The following is a 14,934-nucleotide window of genomic DNA, read 5'->3' on the forward strand; positions in this document are numbered from 1 at the left end:
AATGAAAGGATGTCTGCGCAAATTGCATTCTTTGAGCGCCTGTCGGCAGGATCGTGACAATGTTGCGAAATGCAAAACTCTTGATGCGTCACCTAATTGGCGCGCCTTCGTCTGGCCACAAACTCTGGTCGTCCTGTTTGGAACTATTGAGAAACAGAAAATGCAATCGTCAATGAATGAAGATGCGGTGGGTAGTGCTTACGCGAACTATCTCCGCGTGGGGGACTTTGACTCCGCGATGTCGCTGTGCCGTGCGCTGAGGCTGACAGGCCATGCGGCCGAAGCGCAGGATCTGTGCGAGAGGTGGGTGGATAAAGTAGATGGCACGACGGAGTGCGCCCAACTCGCCATCGACATGTGTTATTTGGGCATGTTTGCCGAGTGTGAACGGCTGCTGGGCGGTGTCGCCGATGCTTTTCCGTTCGGTACAAGCCGGCATCTGGTCATGTCAGAGTTCGCCATTGCCAAGTATCACCTTGGCAAATACCACGAAGCCCATGAAATTTTTCGATCTCTTCGAGACAAGGGGGAAAGCGCAAATCTGGTGCGGTTATTGTTTACCAACGCCAGTGCGAGCGTGTGGGACTTTCTCCAGGATAAGTTTCTCGGGTTGTCTGACTCGATAGAGGGCATGCGTATAGGCATCCTTCAGGAAGGTGGAGTCGGAGATCTGGTTATGTATTCGCGCTATGTGGATATGCTTCTCCAGGAGGGTGCGAGTTCGGTTAGCATTCAGACTCCGCAGACGCTTCGCGGGTGTATCAAGGAGGATCATCGCATCAAGGTGATGGGTGATGCGAACGTTGAAATTCACAATTGTGACTACGTCACAACGATGTTCAGCCTGTTTGCCCGTTATCAGCTAAGTCCGTATTTTCCCCACGCTCCATCGTCCGTGATTGCGCTGCCAACGCATCATGCACTCCCGGATTCTCTGATGAAGTGCATGGATGACGGTACGTCCAGGCGCAAAATCGGAATTGTCTGGCGCAGTGCGTCAGGCGCACGTCATGAACCCTATCGATCAATTGATCTCTGCAAGTTGGCAACCTTGCTTGAAAATCGGTCGTGTCGATTTTTTTCACTACAAGTGGGTGGCTTGACTGAGGTAGAGAAAGCGCTGTTTGCCCAGCATGGCATTGTTGATCTCAGCCCGTATTTGAGCAGTTTTGCTGACGCTGCGGCAATAGCGCAAAAGCTTGACCTGCTAATATCGGTCGATACTGGCCCTGCTCATCTCGCGAGTACGTTCAATTGTCCCGTCTGGCTGCTGCTGTCGCAGGCGTGCGATAGCAGGTGGCTCGACTGCCAGCGCTTTACACCGTGGTACACGTCAATGCGTCTGTTTCGCCAGCCTAAGCTTGGTGACTGGACTCTGCCGCTGCATGACATGAACATAGCGCTGGTTTCGTCGCTAGAGCGTGCATGACACTGTGGTTCGTGGGTACGGCATTCACGATGAGTCAAGAATTGAAACGCTGGGTGCTGTTTGTGTTCGGGGCAGTGACACTGGTTGCCGCTGGAAACGCGCGGGCGCAGTGGGATGATGGCGACAACCCGTCTGACTGGCAGAATGCCACGCTGGTGTCGTCGGATGCTGAAATGGGATGCTGGCGTTGTGAGTACGAAGCGACGCCAAACGATGAACGGTTTGTGGTGAACATGTGCAATGGCTGTTCACTCTCCGTTGAATACAATCCGTTTTCGGGGCGCGTGCGGGATTAATTATGATCACGCCGCCTCGGGCAACGTGCGCACGTCACCGTCGGGGCCAAGATGTGAGCGCCGGGAATGAACCACGTGTGCCGGTCGAAATCGACGTTTTCCCACGGGGCCTGCATCCGTTCGCAGCTTCGCACCATCGTGGAGAAGGCGATGGCTATGGCCACGCCCAGCTCAAGGCTCCGCTCAAGTGGCTTGATGCTGCGCTTCTGGCTGGGCGTGAGCGTCCACGCCTCGTGGATCGTCATGAAGCGCTGATTCAGCGTCCACGCTTCTTCGGGCGTCAGCACGCGTTCACGGTATAGCTTGTAACCGGGCGGTAGCAGCCGGTCGATGTCGATCAGCTCAACCGGGTGGATATCGAGCAGCCTGCGCCAGGGATTGCACACGAGTCCCTAGCGCAGCACCTGGCCTGCGAAGGCGAACAGTTCAAGGGCGGTGCGGCACTTGCCTTCGGCAATCAGCGTGTGCAGGCGGGCGGTGAGGGCGCTGTCGTTCAGGTCGCGCAGCTTCGTGCGCCCGAGCAGCGGCCGCAGGTGGCGTTCGCACAAGCTGCGCGCGTACTCGCCACCATTCTTGCGCAACAGCCCCTCCGTTTGCCAGATCGCGTACAGGTCGCCAACGTCAGTTGCTGCTCGCGCCGCCGCTCGATGTCGTCCTGCTCCTGCTCCTGCTTCAGCTTTGCGGCAACTGCCTGTTGCCGGCCTGCTGGATGGTGGCGAGGATCAGGCGGTCTCCTTGCAGGGGCGGCGGGGCGCACTGGTTCTCCGCATGTTCGGGTCGTGCTGGATGGTATCTAGCGCGCGGCGTAGCCGGGATTGCGCAAAGCATAACCGCAATCCATGCGGGCCTGCCCGGGGGCGCCCAGCATCCCCAGACGACGAAGGGATTTGCGGTCCGCGCGGGCAGTACCGGAGCGTCGAGGCGAACGGAGGTTTTCCGCACTGCACGAAACCGGCTGGCTCGGCGTATGCTTGCGCTGTCAGGCAGAGGGAGAGGGCCGGGGCGCCTTCGGCCACGAGCCAACGGATCCAAAACTGCAACAACTGCGACTGCACGGGGAGGCAAACGGATGAGCTGGGAATCGTTCGAAGGTGGCTGGCGGCTCGCGCCGGCAAGCGGCACGGCACAGGCCGTGGTCGTTTTGCTGCACGGCGTGGGCAGCAACGCACGCGATCTGCTACCGCTCGGCGACACGTGGCGCGAGGCGTTGCCCGGCGTCGCCTTCGCGTCGCTCGACGGCAGCGAGCCGTTCGACGGCGGATTCGGCGGCCGCCAGTGGTTCAGCCTGCGCGATATCAGCGAGAGCAATCGCGAGGCGCGCGTGGCGCCCGCGGCGGCGGTGCTGCGGCGGCGTCTCGACGCCGAGCTCGCGCACTGGGGCCTCGGCTACGACGCGCTGGCGCTCGTCGGCTTTTCGCAAGGTTCAATCATGTCGCTGTATCACGTCGCGACGCAGCCAGAAGGCGTGGCCGCGGTCGTCGCCTACGCGGGGCGGCTCGTGACGCCGGTGGTCGCGAAAAGCCGCACGGCGCTCACGCTCGTCCATGGCGAGGACGACGAAGTGATTCCGGTGCAGGAACTGGAGCGCGCGGCCATTGCCTTCAGCGACGCGGGCTATGCCGTCGGCGCGTACGTGCTGCCTGGCGTGGGACACACGATCACGCCGCAAGGCGTGCTGCTGGGCCGCGATGCGCTCGTCCGCGCGCTCGAGTCGCGCTTCTGAGGCCCGCGCCCGACTTATTTCCTAAATATGCCGCGGTTAAGCTGCACAGTTATTTTTGGCGCGGCTAAAGTCTGCGGCGGCATTGGCCGTTAACATGGCTGAAGCAGGGTCGAGGAGCGGCCAATGGGCCGAGCCGGCCCGATCCGCCCGGGGTGCGGCTAGCGCGACGCACCGCTGGGTCCTTACGGGGCGCGCCGACGGCAGGGCCGTCCCTTACCGCAGAAAAACACAGACATGGCCCGAGCCAAGCCGCATTCCTCCTTTCTAAGAAGGCTGTCCCGCCACGACGTGGCGGTCGATCTCGGCACTGCCAATACGCTTATTTTCACCGCGGACGAGGGCATCGTCCTGAACCAGCCTTCGGTGGTGTGCTTCGAGCGCAGCACGAAGCCCGGCGCGGCCACGGTGGCCGCGGTCGGGCGCGAGGCCCGGGAACTGCTCGGCCGCACGCCCACGAATCTCCAAACCGTACGTCCCTTGAGCCACGGCGTGATCGCCGACTTCCCCGCGGCGGAGCACATGATGCGCCGCTTCGTGGCGATGGCGCGCACGCAGCCGCGTTTCGGCCGGCGTGCGTCGTTCACGGTTTGCGTGCCGGCGCTGGCCAATCACGTCGAGCGCCGCGCGATTCGCGAAACCGCTCTCGCGGCGGGGGCGGCGCGCGTGAGCCTGATCGACGAATCGCTGGCGTCGGCGGTCGGCGCGGGGCTGCCGGTTTCGTCGGCAACCGGGTCGATGGTGGTCGATATCGGCGGCGGCACGACCGAAGTGGGCGTGATCGCGCTTGGCGGCGTGACGTGCAGCGGCTCCGTGCGCGTGGGCGGCGACGAATTCGACCGCGCCATCGTCAATCATGTGCGTGCGCTCTACGGCGTCGTGCTGGGCGAGCAGACCGCCGAGCACGTCAAGAAGACCATCGGCAGCGCCTTGCACGGCGAGCCGATCGAAATCATGCGCGCGACCGGGCGCAGCGTGCAGGACGGCCTGCCGCGCACGATCGAATTGTCGAGCGAAGACATTGCCGATGCGCTGGCCGCGCCGCTGCGCCAGGTGATCGACGTGGTGCGCCACGTGTTCGAAATCGCGCCGCCCGAACTCGTGACCGACATCGCCAACACCGGCATCGTGCTGACGGGCGGCGGCGCGCTGCTCGGCCGCCTCGACCAGTGCCTCGCCGCGGAGCTGGGCGTGGCGGTGCGCGTGGCCGATGAGCCGCTTACCTGCGCCGTGCGCGGCGCCGGCGCGGCGGCCGCGTATCTGGATGCGCAGGCGTTCGAATAAGCGGCTTTCTTTCGTCTGATTAAAAGAGGGGTTGGGCGCGCTTCGGGCGATCGTGGGACAATGGCGCCTTTTTCCAGCACGTCTTGCGCGCGGCTTTGCCGGCGCGTCGTCGTTTTCATCGTCTTTTCGCCGTGAATCAAGCCGTTTTTCCCGCACCGGGGTCGTTCGTCGAACTGCCCGGCGGTGCGCGCATGCCCTTTGTCGAACGTGGTGAAGGCGATCTCCTGCTGTTCGTGCACGGTTCGCTTTGCGACTACCGCTACTGGCAACCGCAGATCGCGGGCCTCTCGCCGCACTATCGCTGTGTTTCCGTCAGCCTGACGCACTACTGGCCCGCTCCGGATGCGGCGGATGCGCCTCCCTTCAGCTGGAGCCGCCATGCCGATGAAATCGGCCAGTTCATCGAGGCGCTCGGCGCCGGTCCGGCCCATGTGATCGGGCATTCGCGCGGCGGCAGTGTCGCGTTTCATTTTGCGCGGCGCTATCCGCAGCTGTTGCAGTCGCTCACGCTGGCGGACCCGGGCGGCCCGGTGCAAATGCCGGGACAGACGCTGGCCCAGTTGCCCGAGACCGTCAACGCGCTGCGCGCCCGCGCGGTGCAGCTGATCGATGCGGGCGAAGTGGATGCGGGGCTGGAGTTGTTCGTCGATTCGGTGAGCCGGCCCGGCTTCTGGGCGAAGAGCACCCATTCGTTCCGCCGCATGGCGACCGATAACGCGCATACGCTGGGGCCGCAGTTTCGCGATCCGCTGGCGGCCTATACGCGCGAAGACGCGGAGGAGGTGCGCTGTCCGGTGCTGCTGATCGACGGCCAGCTGAGTCCGCAGGTGTTCCAGCGTGCCGTGGCGGCGCTCGAAACGTGGATGCCGGACGCACGGCGAGCCACCGTGAACGGCGCGTCGCACGGCATGAACCTCGCGCGGCCGGCCGAATTCAACGCGCTCATCGACCAGTTCGCGAGCGGGCACGGACGCTAACGCCCGTTGCATCGCAGGCACGGCCGCCGCACAGGCGGCCGTTTTCGTTTGCGCGATAAAAGGTGGCAGTGCGAAATAAATCGCATCAGGCTTTACACGTGCGCGCAAGAACTGCGACGCCGATACGGCGGGGAAGGTTGCCGGGAAGACAGCCCGGCACGGGCTGCCTTCCTGTGCGGTGCGCGTTGTGCGCGCGCCGGCTTAGTCGCGCTCGTGCGCGTGGGCGTCCAGCTTGTGCTCGGCGGCTTCGCCCACGAGACCGGCGTAGTAGAGATGCACGCCGATGGCGAGCGAGTCGTTGCGGATCTCGTGGAAGGCCTTCCATGCCTTCACGGGGTCCTTGAAGACCAGATAGTGGGCTTCCTGCGAAACGAGGCGGGCCACCTGGTGCAGGCCATGGCCGTGCAGCTTGTCGACGAGATGATCGAGACTGCGGTGCGTGCGGGCGTCGGTGCGCGGGTACAGCATGTGCAGCACGGCAACGCGCTCGCTGGCGAGCGCCGCGGACAGCGCGACCACGATGTCCTGATGGTTGAGCGCCGTAACGACGGCGCCTTCGGCGAGTTCTTCTTCCGCGAACAGGGTGTCGATCGAGATATTCATCTGCTCTTCCTTACATTTTGCTTCAAGCGCGTATGGCTGGAGAAAAGAGGCCCGCCTATGAGTGGCGGGCCATCAGAGCGACAGGCAACTGAGACCGCAACGGAGTTGCATGGGACCGAAATCGGCGCTAAAGCGCTGACTCCGGTCGACCGGAGGTCGCTGCATGCGACGAAGTATCGCAGAACTGGGGACGATATGTTGCACTGCAAGAGCAAAATATTGTTGCACTAATCGCCTGGAAGGCAGCTGAAAGCGATGAGTGTTGCGTATCCGAAGAGGCATTGTTGCTATCCGGGACGTCAATCATTGCTGCGGCGCGCCGTAGAATGCGGCACGTGGTCGCGGCGATGCCGCCCGCTGTTCGAGGGGCCCCACGCTGTGGCATGTGCGATGTGACAGCCATTCAAGGACAAGACATGATTGATTCGAAGACACACGCTACGCTCACGATCCCCGGCCGCGCCGAGGGCATCGAGCTGCCGGTCTACCCGGGCACGCAAGGCCCGGACGTGATCGACATCCGCAAGCTGTACGGCCAGACGGGCATGTTCACCTACGACCCCGGCTTCATGTCGACGGCGTCGTGCAACTCGGCGATCACGTACATCGACGGGGACAAGGGCGAACTGCTCTACCGCGGCTATCCGATCGACAATCTCGCGCAGAACGCCGACTTCCTCGAAACCTGCTACCTGCTGCTCAAGGGCGAGCTGCCCACGCAGGCGCAAAAGGACGAATTCGTTGCGACCGTCACCAATCACACGATGGTCCACGAGCAGATGCACTTCTTTTTCCGGGGGTTCCGGCGTGATGCACATCCGATGGCGATTCTGGTGGCGGCGGTCGGCGCACTGTCCGCGTTCTATCACGATTCGCTCGACATCAACGAGCCGACTCATCGCGAGGTGTCGGCGGTCCGCATGATCGCAAAGCTGCCGACGCTGGTCGCCATGGCGTACAAGTACTCGATCGGCCAGCCGTTCGTGTATCCGCGCAACGACCTCTCGTACAGTGCGAACTTCATGCAGATGATGTTCTCCACGCCCGCCGAAGAGTACAAGGTCAACGACGTGCTGGTGCGCGCGCTCGACCGCATCCTGATCCTGCATGCCGACCACGAGCAGAACGCTTCGACCTCGACGGTGCGTCTCGCAGGTTCCTCGGGCGCGAACCCGTTCGCGTGTATCGCAGCCGGTATCGCGTGTCTGTGGGGTCCGGCGCACGGCGGTGCGAACGAAGCTGCGCTGAACATGCTCGAGGAGATCGGCTCGGTCGATCACATTCCCGAGTTCATCCGCAAGGTGAAGGACAAGAACTCGGGCGTGAAGCTGATGGGCTTCGGCCACCGCGTGTACAAGAACTACGATCCGCGCGCGAAGCTCATGCGCGAAACGTGCCACGAAGTGCTCGAGGAACTGGGTCTGCACGACGATCCGCTGTTCAAGCTCGCCATGGCGCTCGAAAAGATCGCGCTGGAAGACGAATACTTCGTGTCGCGCAAGCTGTACCCGAACGTGGACTTCTACTCGGGCATCGTGCAGCGCGCGCTGGGCATTCCCACGTCGATGTTCACCTGCATCTTCTCGATGGCACGTACGGTGGGCTGGATCGCGCAGTGGAACGAAATGATTGCTGACCCCGAGCAGAAGATCGGCCGTCCGCGTCAGCTCTTCATCGGCGAAACGCCGCGCGAAGCGGTGCCGGTGGCGCAACGCTAAAGCGCTGCCCCGGTTCCCGCCGCAAGCCGTCAAAGATCAGGAAGCGCCCGCACGCAAGCGCGTGTGGGCGCTTTTTTTCGTGCATGTTTCTTGCGAGGCATGCCAAACGTTTCGTATGCCGCCGCAGAAGCCTCTACAATCGAGCGGAAGCGAACCGTGAACCGGCGTGAGCCGGTAGAGGAGTCAGGCGATGCAGGATCCAGAAGCACTCGGCGGCGTCACCCACGCAGGCGGCGTGGATCATCCCGAACACGATACGGATGGCGCGTTCATCGCGCCCGAAACCCCCGAGGTCGCGAGCGCGACCCAGCACGTGCTGAAGTCGGGCGACACGTTCATCGTCAACGATCCGCTGGGCGATCTCACCGGCATCGACGACGGCCTCTTCGTCAACGACACGCGCGTGCTGTCCTCGCTGCGCCTCACCTTCGGCGGGCGCGTGCCGTCGCTGCTCTCGGGCAGCGTGAGCAGCGACAACACCGCGTTCACCGCGCATCTCACCAATCGTCCGCTGCCGCCGCTCGGCGGCTCGACCACGCCCGAAGGCGTGATCCACGTGCAGCGCTCGCGCGTGCTCTCGGGCACGATGATGACCGAGGCCATCGAACTCACGAACTACGGCACCGAAGACGCCGTCGTGCCGCTCTCGATCTCGTTTGCCAGCGACTTTCGCGACATGTTCGAAGTGCGCGGCCTCAAGCGCGAAGTGCGCGGCACCATCGCGCCGCCGCGGGTCGAAGACGGCGAGGTGCGGCTCGAATACATCGGCCTCGACAAGGTGGCGCGGCGCGTGCGCATCGAGTTCTCGCCCACGCCCGACAAGCTCTTCGCCGACCGCGCGGACTTCTCGGTCGACCTGCCCGCGCAGGCGTGCGTCTCGGTCTACCTGACCGTGGCGATCGAGGTCGAGCCGCTTGCGGGCGCCGCGCCCGACACGCCGAGCGCAGGCATCGTCCAGCCCGAACATTGCCTCGCCGACGGCAAAGAGCAGCGCGTGGGCCGCGCCGCGGTGCGTGCCGCCCTGGTGGATGCGCACATCGTGATGCGCGAGCGGCGCCGCGCCACGGCGCGCGTGCGTTCGAGCAACCCGCTCTTCAATGCGTGGATCAACCGCTCGATTGCCGACCTTGGCCTGCTGACCACCGATCTGCCGACGGGCCCGTATCCGTACGCAGGCATTCCGTGGTTCTCGACGCCGTTCGGGCGCGACGCGGTCATCACGTCGCTGCAGACGTTGTGGCTGCAGCCGTCGCTGGCGCGCGGCGTGCTGCGCTTTCTGGCGGCACACCAGGCGCGCGAAAACTCGGCGTTTCGCGATGCAGCACCCGGCAAGATCATGCACGAGATGCGCAAGAGCGAAATGGCCGCAACCGGCGAGGTGCCGTTCGCGCTCTACTACGGCGGCGTGGACACGACGCCGCTTTTCGTCGTGCTGGCGGGCGCCTATGTCGAGCGCACGGGCGACACCTCGCTGATCGAGGAACTCTGGCCCGCGCTCGAACGCGCGGCGGGGTGGGTGGCGGGCGTGTGCGACCGCAACGCGCTGGGCCTGCTCGACTACCGGCGCGAGTCGGAGGGCGGCCTGGCCAACCAGGGCTGGAAGGACAGCCACGATTCCGTTTTCCATGCCGATGGCCGCTTCCCGGACGGTCCGATCGCGCTCGTGGAAGTGCAGGCGTACGCGAGCGCCGCGTTCGACACGATGGCGCGCTTCGCCACCTTGCACGGTCTCGCCGAAGACGCGGCCCGCTATGCGGCGCGCGCCGCGAAGATTCGCCGTTGCGTGGAAGAGAAGTACTGGATGCCCGAATCGGACTTCTACGGCATCGCGCTCGACGGCCATGGCGACCTGTGCCGCGTGCTGGCCTCGAATGCCGGGCACCTGCTCGCCTTCGGCCTGCCCGAGTACGAGCGCGGCCACACGGTGGCGCGCGTGCTCGAATCGGCGCTCTTCCATACGGGCTGGGGCGTGCGCACGCTGGCTGCGGGCCAGGCGCGCTTCAATCCGATGGCCTATCACAACGGTTCGGTCTGGCCGCACGACAACGCGATCTGCGCGCGCGGGCTCGCCCGCTACGGTCACAAGGACGCTGCGGTGCGCCTCTTGCAAGCGCTCTTCGAAGCGGCCGTGACCTTCGACATGCGGTTGCCGGAGCTCTTCTGCGGCTTCCCGCGTCGTCGCGGCGAACCGCCCACGGCCTATCCGGTCGCGTGCTTGCCGCAGGCCTGGGCGGCCGGCTCGCCGTTCATGATGCTCGAGGCGTGCCTGGGCATTTCGATCGACGCCGCGCGTCACGAGGTGCGGGTGGAAGAGCCGATGCTGCCGGAAGGTATCGACTGGCTCGAAGTGGGCGACCTGCGTGTGGGCAAATCGACAGTGACGCTGACGTTCCGGCGCGTGGACGGAAAGGTGGTCGCGGCGGCGGATCGCAGCGACGTGAAGGTGGTGGCGTTGTTGTGATGGAGGTTCAGTAACGTCGAGCGCATGATCGGAAACCGGCTAATGCGTACCGGTTTCCGATCGTCTCCTGGCGTGCCGGCAAAGCTATTCCTGCGCTGCCAGCTTCACCTTGGCTGAAACCCCACCGGTTTCAATCCCCTTCGTATTGCTGATCCGCGGAGCGTGAAACCGCGCGAGCGCCTCGAACTGCGCTGGTGTGCCGATGCCCAGTTGGGCCAGCACTTCCACGACCACGGCATGGAGCGCTGCCTGGTTGCCGTCTTCCATCTTGACGGCGAAGCCCAGCGCACGCTGGCCGGCCTCACCTGTGTGTCGCGCCGTCTGCGCCGAGGCGCGCACACCCACCGCATAGCTGCCGTCCGCGCCCACCTTGCCGACCAGCGCGCCCCCGAACGCCTCCATCAACGTCGTGCAGAAACGGCCTTCGCCCGCCACCATCTCCGGATGCGAGGTCATCGCGCGGTAGATGCGCGCGAGCGCCGCTGTGCGTGCAGGCACGGCGCCGCTGCCCTGGGCGCCGGTTAGATCCGCTGCATCGGCGAGACTCGCGTAAAGACGCGCAAGCCGGTCGAGCTCGAACGCGGGCGTGGGCAGATTGCAGCCGTCGATGGCCCACTGCACGCCTTCGTCGGGCAGGCCGCAGGCTTGCGCGACGGTGTGGCGCACGCGGATCTGCAACGGGTGCTCCGGGAGGTGATAGTCGTCGATCGGCACCGCCATGGCGCGCGCCGCCGCGAGCATGCCCACGTGCTTGCCCGAGCAGTTGCTGCAGGCCGGCCCCGGCGTGAAATCGCGCTTGATCCAGTCGCGATAAACGGCGTCGGAGATGGGCGGATGGCCGCCGCAGCGCATGTCGGACTCCTGCGCCGCGATCTTCGCGAGCATCTGCCGCGTGCGTGCCACGTGCCGGTCTTCGCTGCTGTTCGAGCCGCACATGAGGGCGAGATCGGCGTCGTCGAAACCGAAGCGATCGAGCGCGCCCGTTTCGATCACGGCGAGCGCCTGGGCCGGCTTCGCAGCCGAGCGCACGAGCGTGAGCCGATGCGGATCGCCCCACGCGTAGAGCAGCCGGCCGTCGGCATCGACTACGGCGATATGGGCCGCGTGCGTGGTTTCGACGATACCGCCGCGATAGACGGTGACCGCGGGTTCGAAGGTTTGTTTTGCCATGGTGGCGCCTGAGCGGGGGATCGGAATGGGCACGATGGTAACGCGTCTGCTGCCTCGGCCGGTATGGCGACGCGGATCCTGTTAGTCCGTTTACTACGATGAGGTCACTACTTCAACGGGGGAGCGAATCGTCGGATAGTGGCCGCGTGACGAACCAGGAGGCATCACCATGCGTATCTTTCTCACGGGTGCGACCGGCTTTATCGGCTCGGCGCTTGTTCCCGAACTCATTAATGCCGGGCACGAAGTGATCGGCATGACGCGCTCGGACTCGGGCGCGCAAGCGCTCGCCGCGGCCGGAGCCGAAGTGCACCGGGGCACGCTGGAAGACCCCGAAAGCCTGAGCCGCGGCGCCGCGCAGGCGGATGCGGTCATCCACGCGGCCTTCGATCACGACTTCTCGCGCTTCGTCGAAAACTGCGAGAAGGACAAGCGCGCCATCGCGGCACTCGGCTCGGCGCTGACGGGCTCGGACCGGCCGCTCGTCATCACCTCGGGAACCGGGATGGGCAGCGGCGATCACGGCGAACCGGCGACCGAGGACATCCTCAACACCCGTCATCCGAATCCGCGCATTGCGTCCGAACTGGCCGGGAATGTGCTGCTGGAAGCGGGTGTCAATGTCTCGGTGGTGCGGCTGCCGCAGGTGCACGATCCGTTCAAGCAGGGCCTCATCGCGCCGCTCATCGGGATCGCGCGGCAAAAAGGCGTGGTCGCTTATGTGGGCGAGGGCAAGAACCGCTGGCCGGCGGGGCATCTTTCCGATGTCGTGCGGCTTTACCGGCTGGCCGTGGAGGCCGCCGAGCCGGGCGCGCGTTTTCACGCGGTGGGCGAAGAGGGCGTGATCAGCCGCAAGATCGCCGAGGCGCTGGGCCGGGGCCTGAATTTGCCGGTCGTCTCGATCGCGCCGGAGGAGGCAACGGCGCACTTCGGATGGATGGGCATGTTCGCGGCGCTCGATATGCCGGCTTCGAGCGCATGGACGCAGGATCGCCTGGGTTGGCGTCCCACGGGGCCGACGCTCATTTCCGATCTGAACGAGGCGCGTTTCGTGCAATAGCGGCGCGGCTCCCACGGTCTTGCAACATCGCGCAACACCGGTGGTAACATTTGTTGTCATCCACCGATTCGTTGCCCGCATGCCAGACAGCTTCGACCAGCTCGCCGCGCTGATCCGCGCCCGCTTCTCTGAACTGAGCCCGCAATTCCAGACGGGCGCCGCGTTCCTGCTCGATCATCCTGACGAGGTGGCCGTTTCGTCCATGCGTAAAGTGGCCGAGCGCGCCCGCGTGCAGCCCGCTTCGCTCGTGCGGCTCTCGCAGCAACTGGGTTTTCCCGGCTGGAACGAACTGCGTAACCTGTTCGTCGCGCGGGTGCGCACGCGGCCCGAGCCGCTCTCGAGCCGGGCTCGCTCGCTCGTGGCAGGGAGCGCGAAGAACGGGCTCGCGCACGATCTGCTCACCGCGCAGCAGCACAACCTCGAAGCCAGCGCCGCCCACAACGCGCGCGCGACCGTGGAGGCCGCGCGCGTGCTGCGCAAGGCAAAGCATGTGCACGTGGCGGGTTTTCGCTCCTGCTATGCGGTGGCGTTCGGGCTCGTGTACGGCTACCGGCTCTTTCGGCCCTCGGTGTCGCTGCTGGGCGGCGAGGCCGGCACGCTCGAAGTACAGCTGCTGGGCATCGAGCGGGACAGCGCGACGATCGTCATCAGCTTCGCGCCGTATTCGGTCGAAGCGGTGCGCGTAGCCGAGGCCGCGCTGGAAAAGGGCAGCCGCCTGATCGCGATCACCGACAGCGCGGTTTCGCCGATTGCACTCAATGCCGAGAAGGTGCTGATCTTCACGCACGAGAGCCCGTCTTTTTTTCCCTCTCTCGTGGCGGCGACGGCGTTGTCCGAATCGCTCGTTGCGCATCTGCTCGCGCTGGAAGGCGCGGACGCCGTGACGCGTCTGGAGCAGGCCGAACGGACGCTCAATACGCGCGGCGCTTATGTGCCCTGACATGTCCTGAATGATGCCCCCGGGCACACGTTAGTTTTCCCGTTTTCCGATCCGCAATTTTTTCTCCGCCGTGTTTCTCCGCGGTGCCGGCGACTCCATGCCGTAGGGGCGCCGGCATGCGTGCGCCGCTTTCGAATTCATATGTTGTGTTATTGTTATAATTGACAACATATGTTGATGAGGCGTATAAATCGCCCATTACGGATCGAGGCGAGAACATCGATGCAGGAACTGAAGTGTTTCCGGGTGGGCGGCACGCCCGAAGCGACAGGCCACGCCCTCGGTCTTCTGGCTCGGCCCATCTTCGATGCCTATATGGCGCAAAGCGCGGCGTGGCAGGCCGTGAGCCGCTGGCGCGGCAGCGCCTTCGCGCAACAGCTGCGCGAGGCGGCGCAACGCCATTTCCCGGCCTATGTCGCCGAGCTCGACGCCATGGCTGCGGCACTCGGCTGGCCGGCGGACGATCTTTTTCTCTGGAACTGCCGCGGCGAACTGATCCATCGGGTGCCGGACGGCTGCACGACGCTCGCGGCACCTAGGCTCGCCGGTGGGCTGATTGCCCATAACGAAGACGGCGACCCTTATCTGCGCGGGCGCTGCTTCGTCGTCGAGGTGGAGCCCGAGGGCAAGCCGGGTTTCGTGAGCTTTTGTTATCCGGGTTCGCTGCCCGGCCACACCTTTGCGGCCACGCGGGCCGGTCTCGCGCAGGCGATCAACAACGTGCGCATTCGCGCGCCGCGCGCCGGTGTGCCGCGCATGATCCTCGCGCGCGCGGTGCTCGATGCGGCGACGCTCGACGAAGCGCTCGCCCTGTTGCACGACACCCCGCGTGCGAGCGGTTTTCATCACACGATCGGCGGCGCGCAGGCGGATGGCGTGCGTCTTTACAGCATCGAGGCGACGGCACAGCGCTGCTCGACCGTGCCGGTCCACGCACTGTCTGGCCACGCGAACCATCTGATCCACGAGGGTTGCGAGCGCGAGGCGCAGATCGTCACCGATTCGTCGCGCGACCGCCAGGCACGGCTTGCCGAATTGCTGCCGACGCTCGGCGCCCAGCCGCACGCCGAAGCCCTGGTGGGCGCACTGCAAGACCGGGCGGGCACGGGCCTGCCGATTTTCCGCCACGACCCGAACGATCCCGACGACGAAAACACGCTCGCGACCGCAAGCCTCGTTATCGATGCCGAGGGTGTGAGCCTCGGCGTCTGGCAGGAGGGCGAGCGCGTGTTCGATCGCTTTGTCCCCGCCAAGCGCGCCAGACATCGTTGAAGAC

The 14,934-nt window shown here is 64.9% G+C and carries 14 protein-coding genes; 10 read left to right on the plus strand and 4 right to left on the minus strand.

Annotated elements, in window-relative coordinates; translation table 11 throughout:
- Nucleotide 1 precedes the first annotated feature (1 nt).
- Nucleotides 2-1,429: a glycosyltransferase family 9 protein gene (locus tag U5760_RS12255; protein ID WP_322012045.1), complete on the plus strand. Its 1,428-nt coding sequence runs from the start codon at nucleotides 2-4 to the stop codon at nucleotides 1,427-1,429.
- Nucleotides 1,426-1,725 carry a hypothetical protein gene (locus U5760_RS12260; RefSeq protein ID WP_322012046.1) on the plus strand — a complete coding sequence of 100 codons (300 nt, stop codon included), beginning with the start codon at nucleotides 1,426-1,428 and terminating at the stop codon, nucleotides 1,723-1,725. The genes U5760_RS12255 and U5760_RS12260 overlap by 4 nt, the downstream gene beginning before the upstream one ends.
- On the opposite strand, the gene U5760_RS12265 is transcribed toward U5760_RS12260, so the two are convergent.
- Nucleotides 1,722-2,111, minus strand: coding sequence for a hypothetical protein (locus tag U5760_RS12265; protein WP_322012047.1), 390 nt, complete (start codon nucleotides 2,109-2,111; stop codon nucleotides 1,722-1,724). The two genes, U5760_RS12260 and U5760_RS12265, sit on opposite strands and share 4 nt — an antisense overlap.
- A gap of 6 nt (nucleotides 2,112-2,117) precedes the next feature.
- Nucleotides 2,118-2,306, minus strand: a complete 189-nt coding sequence (locus U5760_RS12270; RefSeq protein WP_322012048.1) for a hypothetical protein — start codon at nucleotides 2,304-2,306, stop codon at nucleotides 2,118-2,120.
- A 488-nt stretch (nucleotides 2,307-2,794) separates the two neighbouring features.
- Here U5760_RS12270 and U5760_RS12275 point away from each other — a divergent pair, with 488 nt between their 5' ends.
- The 3 genes from U5760_RS12275 (at nucleotide 2,795) to U5760_RS12285 (ending at nucleotide 5,706) form a co-directional block, all read left to right on the plus strand.
- Nucleotides 2,795-3,448, plus strand: a complete 654-nt coding sequence (locus U5760_RS12275) for an alpha/beta hydrolase (RefSeq protein ID WP_322012049.1) — start codon at nucleotides 2,795-2,797, stop codon at nucleotides 3,446-3,448.
- 234 nt (nucleotides 3,449-3,682) lie between these two features.
- On the plus strand, nucleotides 3,683-4,729 hold the full coding sequence (locus U5760_RS12280) for a rod shape-determining protein (protein ID WP_322012050.1): 1,047 nt from the start codon (nucleotides 3,683-3,685) through the stop codon (nucleotides 4,727-4,729).
- A 191-nt stretch (nucleotides 4,730-4,920) separates the two neighbouring features.
- The gene (locus tag U5760_RS12285; RefSeq protein WP_322012261.1) at nucleotides 4,921-5,706 is read left to right on the plus strand and encodes an alpha/beta hydrolase; all 786 of its coding nucleotides are present in this window, start codon (nucleotides 4,921-4,923) and stop codon (nucleotides 5,704-5,706) included.
- 201 nt (nucleotides 5,707-5,907) lie between these two features.
- Here the strand turns inward: U5760_RS12285 and U5760_RS12290 are convergent, their stop codons facing one another.
- Complete coding sequence (locus tag U5760_RS12290; protein ID WP_028225167.1) at nucleotides 5,908-6,309, minus strand: hypothetical protein; 402 nt, start codon at nucleotides 6,307-6,309, stop codon at nucleotides 5,908-5,910.
- Between the two features lie 416 nt (nucleotides 6,310-6,725).
- Here U5760_RS12290 and gltA point away from each other — a divergent pair, with 416 nt between their 5' ends.
- A complete protein-coding gene (gene gltA, locus U5760_RS12295) occupies nucleotides 6,726-8,027 on the plus strand; it encodes a citrate synthase (protein ID WP_322012051.1) in 1,302 nt (433 codons plus the stop codon).
- Between the two features lie 190 nt (nucleotides 8,028-8,217).
- Nucleotides 8,218-10,488, plus strand: a complete 2,271-nt coding sequence (locus tag U5760_RS12300) for an amylo-alpha-1,6-glucosidase (RefSeq protein ID WP_322012053.1) — start codon at nucleotides 8,218-8,220, stop codon at nucleotides 10,486-10,488.
- Between the two features lie 84 nt (nucleotides 10,489-10,572).
- Here the strand turns inward: U5760_RS12300 and U5760_RS12305 are convergent, their stop codons facing one another.
- The gene (locus tag U5760_RS12305; RefSeq protein ID WP_322012055.1) at nucleotides 10,573-11,658 is read right to left on the minus strand and encodes an asparaginase; all 1,086 of its coding nucleotides are present in this window, start codon (nucleotides 11,656-11,658) and stop codon (nucleotides 10,573-10,575) included.
- Nucleotides 11,659-11,827: 169 nt separating this feature from the next.
- On the opposite strand from U5760_RS12305, the gene U5760_RS12310 reads away from it, so the two are divergent.
- The 3 genes from U5760_RS12310 to U5760_RS12320 all read left to right on the plus strand — a co-directional run bounded on the left by U5760_RS12310 (nucleotide 11,828) and on the right by U5760_RS12320 (nucleotide 14,930).
- Nucleotides 11,828-12,718, plus strand: a complete 891-nt coding sequence (locus tag U5760_RS12310) for an SDR family oxidoreductase (RefSeq protein WP_322012056.1) — start codon at nucleotides 11,828-11,830, stop codon at nucleotides 12,716-12,718.
- A gap of 79 nt (nucleotides 12,719-12,797) precedes the next feature.
- Nucleotides 12,798-13,658, plus strand: coding sequence for a MurR/RpiR family transcriptional regulator (locus U5760_RS12315; RefSeq protein WP_322012059.1), 861 nt, complete (start codon nucleotides 12,798-12,800; stop codon nucleotides 13,656-13,658).
- A gap of 222 nt (nucleotides 13,659-13,880) precedes the next feature.
- On the plus strand, nucleotides 13,881-14,930 hold the full coding sequence (locus U5760_RS12320; RefSeq protein WP_322012061.1) for a C45 family peptidase: 1,050 nt from the start codon (nucleotides 13,881-13,883) through the stop codon (nucleotides 14,928-14,930).
- Nucleotides 14,931-14,934: the final 4 nt, after the last annotated feature.

Origin of the sequence: Paraburkholderia sp. J12 (assembly GCF_905220215.1) — a bacterium.
Classification (GTDB): Bacteria; Pseudomonadota; Gammaproteobacteria; order Burkholderiales; family Burkholderiaceae; genus Paraburkholderia.

Coding starts and splice junctions, on each gene's coding strand:
- U5760_RS12255 (WP_322012045.1), top strand. CDS start 2: ATGAAAGGATGTCTGCGCAAATTGCATTCTTTGAGCGCCTGTCGGCAG.
- U5760_RS12260 (WP_322012046.1), top strand. CDS start 1,426: ATGACACTGTGGTTCGTGGGTACGGCATTCACGATGAGTCAAGAATTG.
- U5760_RS12275 (WP_322012049.1), top strand. CDS start 2,795: ATGAGCTGGGAATCGTTCGAAGGTGGCTGGCGGCTCGCGCCGGCAAGC.
- U5760_RS12280 (WP_322012050.1), top strand. CDS start 3,683: ATGGCCCGAGCCAAGCCGCATTCCTCCTTTCTAAGAAGGCTGTCCCGC.
- U5760_RS12285 (WP_322012261.1), top strand. CDS start 4,921: ATGCCCTTTGTCGAACGTGGTGAAGGCGATCTCCTGCTGTTCGTGCAC.
- U5760_RS12290 (WP_028225167.1), bottom strand. CDS start 6,309: ATGAATATCTCGATCGACACCCTGTTCGCGGAAGAAGAACTCGCCGAA.
- gltA (WP_322012051.1), top strand. CDS start 6,726: ATGATTGATTCGAAGACACACGCTACGCTCACGATCCCCGGCCGCGCC.
- U5760_RS12300 (WP_322012053.1), top strand. CDS start 8,218: ATGCAGGATCCAGAAGCACTCGGCGGCGTCACCCACGCAGGCGGCGTG.
- U5760_RS12305 (WP_322012055.1), bottom strand. CDS start 11,658: ATGGCAAAACAAACCTTCGAACCCGCGGTCACCGTCTATCGCGGCGGT.
- U5760_RS12310 (WP_322012056.1), top strand. CDS start 11,828: ATGCGTATCTTTCTCACGGGTGCGACCGGCTTTATCGGCTCGGCGCTT.
- U5760_RS12315 (WP_322012059.1), top strand. CDS start 12,798: ATGCCAGACAGCTTCGACCAGCTCGCCGCGCTGATCCGCGCCCGCTTC.
- U5760_RS12320 (WP_322012061.1), top strand. CDS start 13,881: ATGCAGGAACTGAAGTGTTTCCGGGTGGGCGGCACGCCCGAAGCGACA.